This window comes from Chitinophaga sp. (genome assembly GCF_035564935.1).
Classification (GTDB): Bacteria; Bacteroidota; Bacteroidia; order Chitinophagales; family Chitinophagaceae; genus Chitinophaga.
Genome location: NZ_DATMTE010000714.1, coordinates 1 through 10,279 on the forward strand (window position 1 = coordinate 1; position 10,279 = coordinate 10,279).

Below are 10,279 nucleotides of genomic sequence, written 5' to 3' on the forward strand. Positions count from 1 at the left end.
TTAAAGTATTTGGGGAGATATAAGCGGTTTTTGGCTGACTCAGGATTAAACTGATTATACTGATTACCTTGATTTTGTTTCTTAGTAAGATGAAAAAAATGGAGATAAAAGCGGGTATCCACTACTATCTCCATTTTTATATAAAATTCAAAAAATAAAAATCAGGATAATCAGGGTAATCAGTTTAATCCTGAGTCAGACAAAATCCCCGCTATTTCTTTTCCACCAGGTAAGCCGCTGCCTTATTGCTCAAGGCTTTCGCTGCCGGTTGCACAACTTCTGTTTTGGCAGTAGGCGGCACCGGAGGCTGTTTGGTATGGAACATTTCAGCCAGGGTAGGCGCAATCACCAGTGATACGATAGACATCAGTTTGATGAGGATGTTCATGCTGGGGCCGGAGGTATCTTTAAAAGGATCTCCAACAGTATCGCCGGTTACGGATGCTTTATGTGGCTCAGATTTCTTGTAGTAGGTTTCACCATTGATTTCAACACCTTTCTCGAAAGATTTTTTGGCATTGTCCCAGGCGCCACCGGCATTGTTCTGGAAAATTCCCATCAGCACGCCGCTAACAGTGGCACCGGCCAGGAAACCGCCCAGTACTTCCGGACCAGCCAGGAAGCCTACCAGTAAGGGGGAAATCAGCGCAATAGCGCCAGGCAACATCATCTCACGAATAGATGCCTGGGTGGAGATGGCCACACATTTATCGTATTCAGGCTTGCCGGTACCTTCCATAATGCCTGGTATCTGGCGGAACTGCCGGCGTACTTCTTCCACCATAGCCATGGCTGCGCGGCCTACCGCGGCAATAGCAAGAGAAGAGAAAATGAAGGGGATCATACCACCCACAAATAAACCTGCCAATACATTGGCCTTATAGATATCAATACCCTGGATACCGGCTACACCTACAAAGGCTGCAAACAGCGCCAGTGCGGTTAAGGCTGCAGAGGCAATGGCAAAACCCTTACCTGTAGCGGCGGTGGTGTTACCTACGGCATCAAGGATATCTGTTTTTTCCCTTACTTCTTTAGGCAGTTCACTCATTTCGGCAATACCACCGGCATTATCCGCAATCGGGCCAAACGCATCGATAGCCAGCTGCATGGCTGTAGTAGCCATCATACCCGCTGCCGCAATGGCTACGCCATATAACCCGGCCAGGGAGAAGGAACCGGCAATACCGGCAGCCAGCACCAGGATGGGCAGGGTAGTGGATTCCATACCAACAGATAAGCCCCCAATGATATTGGTAGCAGCGCCGGTGGCGGATTGACGGATAATTGATTTTACCGGGCGCTTACCCATTGCAGTATAATACTCAGTAATGATACTGATCAGTGTACCTACGGCCAAACCTACCATGATGGCGCCAAATACCTGTCCGCGGGTAAATTCATGACCACGTAAGGTCATAGTGCTTTCCGGCAGGATCCAGTTTACCAGGAAGTAGGAAACGATGGCCGTTAATATGATAGAACCCCAGTTGCCCATGTTCAGCGCTTTTTGTACTACGCCGGTATTCAAACCCGCGCCTTCGCTGATACGGACAAAGAAGGTACCTATGATAGAGAAGATAATACCTGCACCGGCAATGATCATCGGCAGCAGGATAGGGGCAATGCCTCCGAAAGCATCCTGCGACACGGTTTCAGAGCCCAGCACCATAGTGGCCAGCACCGTGGCTACATAAGAACCAAACAGGTCGGCGCCCATACCGGCTACATCGCCCACGTTATCGCCTACGTTATCTGCAATGGTGGCGGGGTTCCGCGGATCGTCTTCCGGGATGCCGGCTTCCACTTTACCTACCAGGTCGGCGCCCACATCGGCGGCTTTGGTGTAAATGCCGCCACCCACACGGGCAAACAAGGCGATGCTTTCTGCGCCTAATGAAAAACCAGTGAGCACTTCAATGGTTTTGATCATCTCAGGCGTATTGGCTGCTGCCCCGAAATATGACTGCAGTATAATAAATAAAGAGCCTAACCCGAGAACTGCCAGGCCGGCAACACCCATTCCCATTACAGAACCGCCGGTAAACGACACCTGCAGGGCTTTGGCCAGGCTGGTACGGGCTGCATGCGCAGTACGCACATTGGCCTTTGTGGCTATCCGCATACCTATAAAGCCTGCAGTGGCGGAAAACACGGCCCCGATTACAAAAGCCAGTGCTATGGACCAGTGGGAGTTGTCGTGCGTAGCGCCCATGTATCCTAACAACAGGGCGGCAATAATCACAAAGTAAATAAGGACTTTATACTCAGCCTTCAGAAATGCCATAGCGCCTTCAGCAATATGCTGCGCTATTTCTTTCATCTTGTCGTTACCTGCATCCTGGCGTGACACCCAGGAGCTTTTAACAGCCGTAAACAGTAAAGCCAGTAATCCAAAACATGGAACGAGGTAAACTATATTCATGTAAGCGAAATTTATAAATACGTGGTTGACAAAAAAGTTTAGTAATTAAAAAATAATAGGATTCCAAAAAAATATTCAAATGAATATAAAACATAAATTATTAATTGTGTACGCGGTAAATAAAATTATTGTACACATGAGCCATGAGTAAGTATTTCAGCCGAAAAAAAATAAAGTGCTTAAATCCCTTCCCGGAAGGCTTTACCCAGTGAAGTAATGATATCCGAGGCCGTCATGGCCTCCTGCGACAGCTCAGCTGCTGCCAGGTCGCCGGCATAGCCGTGCAGCCATACACCCAGCAGCATGGCAGCTTTGGGAGTGTATCCCTGCGCCAGTAAACCGGTGAGGATGCCGGTAAGCACATCCCCGCTGCCACCGGTAGCCATACCAGGATTGCCGGTATGGTTAAAATACACCGCCCCATCGGGGCAGGCAATGGCGGTATACCGCCCTTTCAGCAAAATATACAGCTGTAGTTCCACGGCTTTGGCTGATAGCAATTCCAGCCGCGCTACGTCGTTGGCGGTTTGGCCGAATAGCCGTTCAAATTCTTTCGGATGCGGGGTAAGCATCGATCCTTTCGGTACCTTACATAACAGGTACGGATACACGGAGAGTAGGTTTAGCGCGTCGGCATCTATCACCATAGGGCGCTGCCAGGCGTCCATGAGGGCTTCCAGCGATTTGGCTGTTCCCGGTTGCTTATCTATACCGGGGCCAATGCCTATTGCTTTATAACCGCCAGCAGGGATGCCTTTGTGGAAATGGGTACTGTAATGCGGATCTTCGTCGGTAATGCACATGGCGGCAGGCTCGCTGATCTGCATGATCTGGGTACCGCATTGGGGAACGTGGCAGGTAAGCAGGCCCACCCCGGCACGCAGGCAGGCGCGCGCACTCAATACCGCTGCGCCCATTTTTCCATAGCTGCCGGCTACCAGTAAGGCATGACCATAAGTGCCTTTGTGGGCGAAGGGCTCACGTGGCCGGTAAATAGTACGTATTATTTCCCGGTCGGCCAGGTGATATCGTACCGGCGTTTGCGTGATATAGCCGGGATGCAGTCCTATAGGCAGTACATGCACTTCTCCTGTAAAGGAGGCATTTTCCGGTAACAGGAAAGCCAGTTTGTAAAATTCAAAGCTCAGCGTGGTATGCGCCTGTATAACCGGGCTATGCACGCTGCTTTCATCGGCCATAAGGCCGGAGGGCATATCAATAGCTATAATGGGGTGTTTGTGCCGTTGTTCGTTGATGCGGTGAAGAATACCTGCTATCCAGCCATCTACCGGCCGGCTCATACCGGTGCCAAAAATGGCGTCTATAATAATGGCATTGGGCGCCAGTTCCGGGAAGTCGGATACATCGCCGATGGTATAAATTGCTGCAGGATACAGCTGTTGCAGTGCATGGAGCTGATGTTCATGATCGGGACTTGCTTTGCTGCTATGCTGCAATATGCAGGTGTGTACCTCGTAACCATGCGCGAGCATTAAACGGGCAACCACTAATCCATCTCCCCCGTTATTTCCTTTCCCGCAAAAAATATAAACAGGGTGTGCGGGAGAATAATGATCTTCCAGCCAGGCTGCACATGCTCCGGCGGCCCGTTCCATAAGACCGGTACTGCTGATCGGTTCATGGGCGATAGTGAAGGCGTCTGCCTCCCTGATCTGTGCAGCGGAGAAGATTTTCATATCCGGTAGTTGAACACTAAAAATACTTCAAAATAAGGAACATAAAAAAACGGACCATGCTTGCCTCATGATCCGTTTGTAATGAAGTGGTCGCCGGGGATTAAAAAGTATATCTGGCAGACACACCGCCGATCTCCTCACCAAGATAGTTGGTGGGTCCAACAAACTGTACGTAAGGTTTCAGATCAGCACTGATGTTTAAAGGAATTTTCTTGAAAGTGTATTCGATACCAATGATACCATCCAGACCGGGAGATACGTAAGTACCCTTGCCTTTGTCGATATAACGATCCCAATCGTAATCGCGGCGGTCGTAGAAGCCCACATGCGCACCACCACCGGCATACATATTCAGTTCAGGTACACCAATATTCCAGTTGTATTCATACAACGCGGTGAAAGTAACGTTTGTTTTATGTGAATGGTTAGTGGTTACCAATCCTTCAATGGCATGAGGCCCCTGGATAAAGTGTTTAATGGTAAAGCCCACTACCCATGGATTCAGGCGTATGCCCAATGCAGTTTCGTAGTTGGAAGGATTGCTGCTCTGGTAACTTTTTTTCTTCTGCGCGTTTGCCTGGACTGCGATGATAGCAATAAGGCTGAAAAGTAACACGACTTTTTTCATAGATCTGTTGTTTGAATGAAACTTAAAAATATACGTGAGAAACGTTGGCTTATTCTCTAAAGTATATACACGACGAAATTAATTTCAGGGTTGCTTCGCAATAACAGTGCCAACCGGTTTGATGAGCCGCAGAAAAATAAACCCGGCAACGCCTGCTGCAACGGAAGCTACAATTACTGACATGATAGCTATAATCTGTAATTCCCTTTCCTGATAGGCCAGTGAAGATATGAAAATGGACATGGTAAAACCGATACCGGCAATAAGGCCAACGCCCAGCAGCTGCAGCCATCCTGATTTTGAAGGCAATGTAGCCAGCTTAAGCTTTACAGCGGCAAAGGAAAGCGTGAAAATACCAAGCGGCTTTCCCAGTATCAGCCCGGCAATGATGCCATAGCTGATATCGTTTTGCAGTGCGCCGCTAATATCTTTTGGTAAAAGGATGGCGGTATTGGCCAGCGCAAACACGGGCATAATAATAAAATTCACCGGGTCGTGTAAGCTATGTACCAATCCGGCGATGCGTTCCTGGGGAATACAGAACGCCAGTAACACACCTGCAATAGTGGCGTGTACGCCTGAATTAAAGAGACAATACCAGAGTACAACACCGGGGATGTAATAAAAGATCAGCCGCTGCACTTTCAAAAAGTTCAGCAGCAATGGGATGAGTAATACGCCGCCGCCAATCAGTAAATATTTTACATCAAGATGCGGGGTATAAAAGATGGCGATGGTTAATATGGCGCCAAGATCATCGATGATGGCCAGGGCCATCAGGAAAATTTTAAGGCTAACCGGTACTCTTTTGCCCAGCAGTGATAAGATACCCAGTGAGAAGGCAATATCGGTGGCCATCGGGATACCCCAGCCATGTGCATTTGGACTATTTTTATTGAAGATAGTGAAGATCAGCGCAGGGAATAACATGCCCCCGATAGCCCCTAACACGGGCAGAATAGATTTGCGCACGGAAGATAATTCTCCCACGGTAAGCTCTCTTTTTATTTCCATGCCTACCAGGAAAAAGAACAGCACCATCATGCCATCGTTTATCCAAAGCAGCCAGGAATTAGGGAGGTGTAAAGAGCGGTATTCATAATGATGGCCGCCAGCGGGATCAAATAATGTATTCCAGAAGCCTATATAATCTTCCTGGGCACCGGTATTGGCCAGTACCATTGATACAATGGTGCATACAATGAGCACTATTCCTACGGCACGACTGTCTTTCAGGAAAGTATGAATAGGAGATATCAGTGTTTTCCGGACGATCTTAGCAGCTTTTTTGATCACAGCGTTTCAGTTTGATGAAGAAATATTTCCGGGAGATGGGATATTGGAAATGGCTGCGGTAAAGCAGCCATTTCCAGGTATCCTTACAACGAAAATTATTGCATTAGTTCGTATTTCGTTTTTGGCTGCCGCTTAATGTCCCATTTAAAGTTTTCCAGCAGCAGCTGGTCTTTAGGACGTTGCGTAAACGGATAAACGGTGCCTTCCGGGTCTTTGATCAGCACTACTTTATCTACTTCTCCTTTTTTGAAAAAGATATTGATAATGGCGCACTGGGCCTTGTTAACGCTCATATACGCCCCGGCCTTGTCTTTGATATAATTGATGGTTTCCGCGTTCCCTTCCACGTGCATCCAGTCGAGCGTTTCCGCCAGCACATAGCCGGTGATCACATTGCCTTTGATCTGGTTAAACATGCCCGGCCCGGCTTCATTAATAATAAAGCCGTTGTTTTTGAGCAGCATTTTATCTGCTGTCTGGTTTTTGGTGAACATAAGGATGGTGTCGCCGCTGAGCTGGGTGGTGTTGTTGGACCACAGTACGGGGGTGCCGTAGAAGCGGAAGATAGAGTCCTTTGATGTATAGTATACGCTGTCTGCCACGCCCTGCAGGGAGTCGGAGAATATTTTTACATGGTGGTAGGCAAGGATATAGCGTTGCTCACTGGTATCTTTTGGTGCAGAGAGCGCCATACTGTCTGCGTGGTGTTTAATACCCGGCAGGGAATCGTGCATCACCACATCCGGTATGGGCGCCACTTTTATGTTCTTCACTGCGGAGTCCAGCTTTTGCCTGGTTTGTGCGAGGGTACTGTCGGCAATGAACATCATAACGTTGGCGGCTATACTATCCTGTTGTCGCCGGGCGATGGAGTCGCCCCGTGTGATGGGCGATATAGTGGCGGTGAATTTCTCCGGCGGCCTTATATTTTTGAGTGACCTGAGATTTTTGGTGGGAGATTCCGGTAAGCGTTTGAGCCCGGCCACGGAAGGAATAGACAGGCTGTCGTCCGGCCGGATCACGCCTGAAAACAGGGTGTCGGCGGCCATATACATGGTATCTTTATTTTTTTCCATGATGAGCAATGGCTTCTGGGTGGCAAGCACTGTTTTTTCGCGTTGGTTTACGATGCCTTTGTTGGCCAGCAGCGACATTTTGCGGGCGGTATCCTTATACACCATGTTACCGGTGGCATAGGCCATGCCGGTGAGCTTATCCATTTCTATATTATCGGCGGTGATAGTGCCGGTACTGTCTTCAATAGTGGGGCGGTTGCCGAAGTTACCGTATCCTTTTTCCGTATCATAATAACCGCTGGTGGCGTACATCACGCTTTTATCGTTATTGTTGATAGTGGTAGGCGCTACAATGGTGGCTATTTTGGTGTCGGTATTATAAAGCAGTTCATCTGTGCTGAGGGTATATTCCGGGTCTACCAGCAGTACGTTCCGCATGAAATGCATTTCTTTGGTATCGGTGTAATAGTAGCCTTCATCGCTGGTGAGCACACTTTTGCCGTTTACCAGTTTACCGGTTTTAACATACGAGCCAATTTTGGCATTCATATCGTACTGCAGTTCGGGGCCGGTGATGGTTACTTTTCCATCGGTCAGTTTTGCCTCTTCCCGGAGAATGGCGATGCGGGTGTTGGCATCGTAGTTCAGGTAATTACCGTAGATGTGAACACTGTCGGCCTGGTTAATATGTATATGGCCGTATGCGTCGATAATATTGGTTTTGTTATTTTTTACGGCGCTGTCGCAGTTAAACAGGGTAGTGCCTTGTTTAAAAATGGCATTGCCGATGAAGCGGGTAACACTGACAGAATCTTTTTCGTTCATGATCAGTGTATCGGCGTGAATGATTTCAATGACAGACCCGGTTTTCGGCGCGGGTTGTGCCGGAAACTGGGCGCTGGCCGTAGCTGCCAGCAGGCAGATGACGGCCAGAAAGATCCCTGATTTTATGTATCGATGCATTGATTCTTATTATTGTACCGCTGCTGTGTCTGAAGGTAACGGTTTCGTTTTATCTTTTTTGCCAAACAGGGAGAAGTGTACATAGCGTTTTGGATTCACCCGCAGGTCTTCCAGCAGCTTATTCAGGTTACCCAGTGAGTACTGAAGGTTGTTATACACTTTTTTGTCGTTCAGCAGCATACCTGCGGTACCATCAGTGGTATTCAGTTTACTGATGGTTTGGTTAAGGCTGGTGGCGGTTTGCTGCAATTGCTGCAGTGTTTTATCGATGTTGCCGTTAGCCAGGGCGCCGGTAGCTTTTTCGGCGTTGTCGAGTATGCCGGTAATTTTAGCATTATTATCCTTCAGGTTACCGGTAACGGCGGCCAGGTTATTGAATGTTTTCTGGATATTGCCGTTGTTGGGATCCAGCATATTGTTAAGGGATGCGGAGGTATGCGTAAAGTTGCGCATGGTGGTATTCAGGTTGCGGATGGCATCCTGGAGGTTTCCTTTTGCGGTGGTATCGAGAATGGCGTTTACTGATATCAGTACAGAGTCGATATTGGACAGGGTCCCTTCCAGTTTTTTCACCAGCGGGTTAAGCTGTTCTTTCAGGGCATCGGTCATAGATCCGTCTACAGCAGCGTAAATAGTATCGCCGCTTTTCAGGTATTCGCCGGCGTTACCCAGGTCGAGCTGTACTGTTTTGGTACCCAGCAGGTCGCTGCTGATACGCGCTACAGAATTACGGGGAATTTCTATTTTTTTGGTAATGGTGATGGCTACCAGGATACGGGAGGCATCTCTGTCCATTACTTCCAGGTTAGCGACATTACCTACCACCAAGCCATTTACCTGTACCGCGTTGGCTGGCTGTAAGCCATTTACCTGGTGATAAACGGCATAAATGGTTTTATTATGTGAAAACAGGCTTTTTCCTTTCAATAAATTAAAGCCCAGCACAAGTAAGGTTATACCCAGCACAGTTAATACACCTACTTTGGTTTCATTAGATAATTTGAGCATGAGATTCGTATACGTTCACGCAAAAATAATCAAAAAGCATGCACGGGAAGTGATCGTACGAAAATGTTAGTAATAAAAAAGAGGAAAGGGGGGTAAGAGGTATGGGGGAACGGGGTGGCGGTATGACTAGCAGGTGGTTACGAAAGCGTCTTTGAAGCCCAGTTTGCGGGCTTTGCGCATGGCGCCGGAGGCTTGTTCGTCGGTTTTAAACCGTCCGAGGATATATTTGTTGAGTTTTTTTTTATTCATCACCACGGGTTGGCGGTTCACATCACCGTGGAGCTTCCTGAAAATGGAAGCTCCCGGTTTATAGAATTTATCAGTGATCATGAGTTGTACGCAATAGCTGCCGGATAGGGGCAACTGCCTGCCGCTGCCGCCGTTACTGCCATTCCCGTATGCGGTGGTATTGCTGTTGCCTTTGGCGGATACTTTGGTGGTAGAAGGCTGGGTATTGCGGTTAGTGGTAAACCTGTCGAGTTCATCACGGTAACGCTTAATAGCTTTATAGATACAATTGGCCAGTTCCTGTTGTCCGTTGTTGGAGTTGAGATAATCTTCCTCTTCCGGGTTGCTGATAAAGCCGAGTTCCACCAGTACGCTTGGCATTGCGGTGGCCGACAGTACCCAGATACCTTTTTCATTTCTTTGTCTTGCGCCGCGGCTGATACGTCCTACCCGGGTAAATTCATCCTCAATGAGGGTAGAAAGGCGGAGGCTCTGGTCGAAGTAGGCGTTTCTCAGGGTATTCAGCAGGATGAAGGTTTCAGGATCTGTGTCATCCATCAGTTGCTTGGTTTCTTCTGAGTTGGCGTCCAGTACGATCACGGAGTTTTGTTTAAGCGACTCCATTTTAGCGTTGTTTTTGCTGGTGGCCCATATATACGTTTCCGTGCCTTTGGCGGTGCTGGGGTAATAAGCGTAGATGGGTTGTTTAACAGCAACTTTTCTTTTCCCTTTTTTACGGTAAACAGTTTTATAACCGGTTACCTTGCGGATTTTCCCGGTAGAATTACAATGGATGGATACAAAAAGTTCCCCTTTATTATCGTTGGCAATCTGGGCTTTTTTACGGGGATCGTCGAAGCGGTCTGTTTTTCGTGTATACACTACCTTTACATCGGGCATATTCTCTTCCAGGATCTTTCCCAGTTTCAGTGCTACTTCGAGGGTTACCTGTTTTTCAGTGGAGTAGCTGCCTTTGGCGCCGGGGTCTTCACCGCCGTGGCCGGCATCAATTATAATC

At 48.1% G+C, this 10,279-nt stretch carries 7 protein-coding genes; all 7 read right to left on the reverse strand.

Translation table 11 applies throughout. The features are described from left to right. Positions 1–211: 211 nt before the first annotated feature. The gene (locus VN105_RS18415) at positions 212–2,425 is read right to left on the reverse strand and encodes a sodium-translocating pyrophosphatase (RefSeq protein WP_325642995.1); all 2,214 of its coding nucleotides are present in this window, start codon (positions 2,423–2,425) and stop codon (positions 212–214) included. Positions 2,426–2,604: 179 nt separating this feature from the next. After that, on the reverse strand, positions 2,605–4,122 hold the full coding sequence (locus VN105_RS18420) for an NAD(P)H-hydrate dehydratase (protein ID WP_325642996.1): 1,518 nt from the start codon (positions 4,120–4,122) through the stop codon (positions 2,605–2,607). Positions 4,123–4,222: 100 nt separating this feature from the next. After that, positions 4,223–4,750: a hypothetical protein gene (locus VN105_RS18425; RefSeq protein ID WP_325642997.1), complete on the reverse strand. Its 528-nt coding sequence runs from the start codon at positions 4,748–4,750 to the stop codon at positions 4,223–4,225. Positions 4,751–4,834: 84 nt separating this feature from the next. Continuing rightward, complete coding sequence (gene nhaA, locus VN105_RS18430) at positions 4,835–6,046, reverse strand: Na+/H+ antiporter NhaA (protein ID WP_325642998.1); 1,212 nt, start codon at positions 6,044–6,046, stop codon at positions 4,835–4,837. Between the two features lie 95 nt (positions 6,047–6,141). Further along, positions 6,142–8,025 carry an OstA-like protein gene (locus VN105_RS18435; protein WP_325642999.1) on the reverse strand — a complete coding sequence of 628 codons (1,884 nt, stop codon included), beginning with the start codon at positions 8,023–8,025 and terminating at the stop codon, positions 6,142–6,144. 9 nt (positions 8,026–8,034) lie between these two features. Beyond that, positions 8,035–9,033 (reverse strand): MlaD family protein, encoded by a 999-nt coding sequence (locus VN105_RS18440; protein WP_325643000.1) that lies wholly within the window; start codon positions 9,031–9,033, stop codon positions 8,035–8,037. Positions 9,034–9,159: 126 nt separating this feature from the next. Continuing rightward, positions 9,160–10,279 (reverse strand): N-acetylmuramoyl-L-alanine amidase (locus VN105_RS18445; protein WP_325643001.1); only part of this gene is annotated, 1,120 nt, incomplete at its 5' end.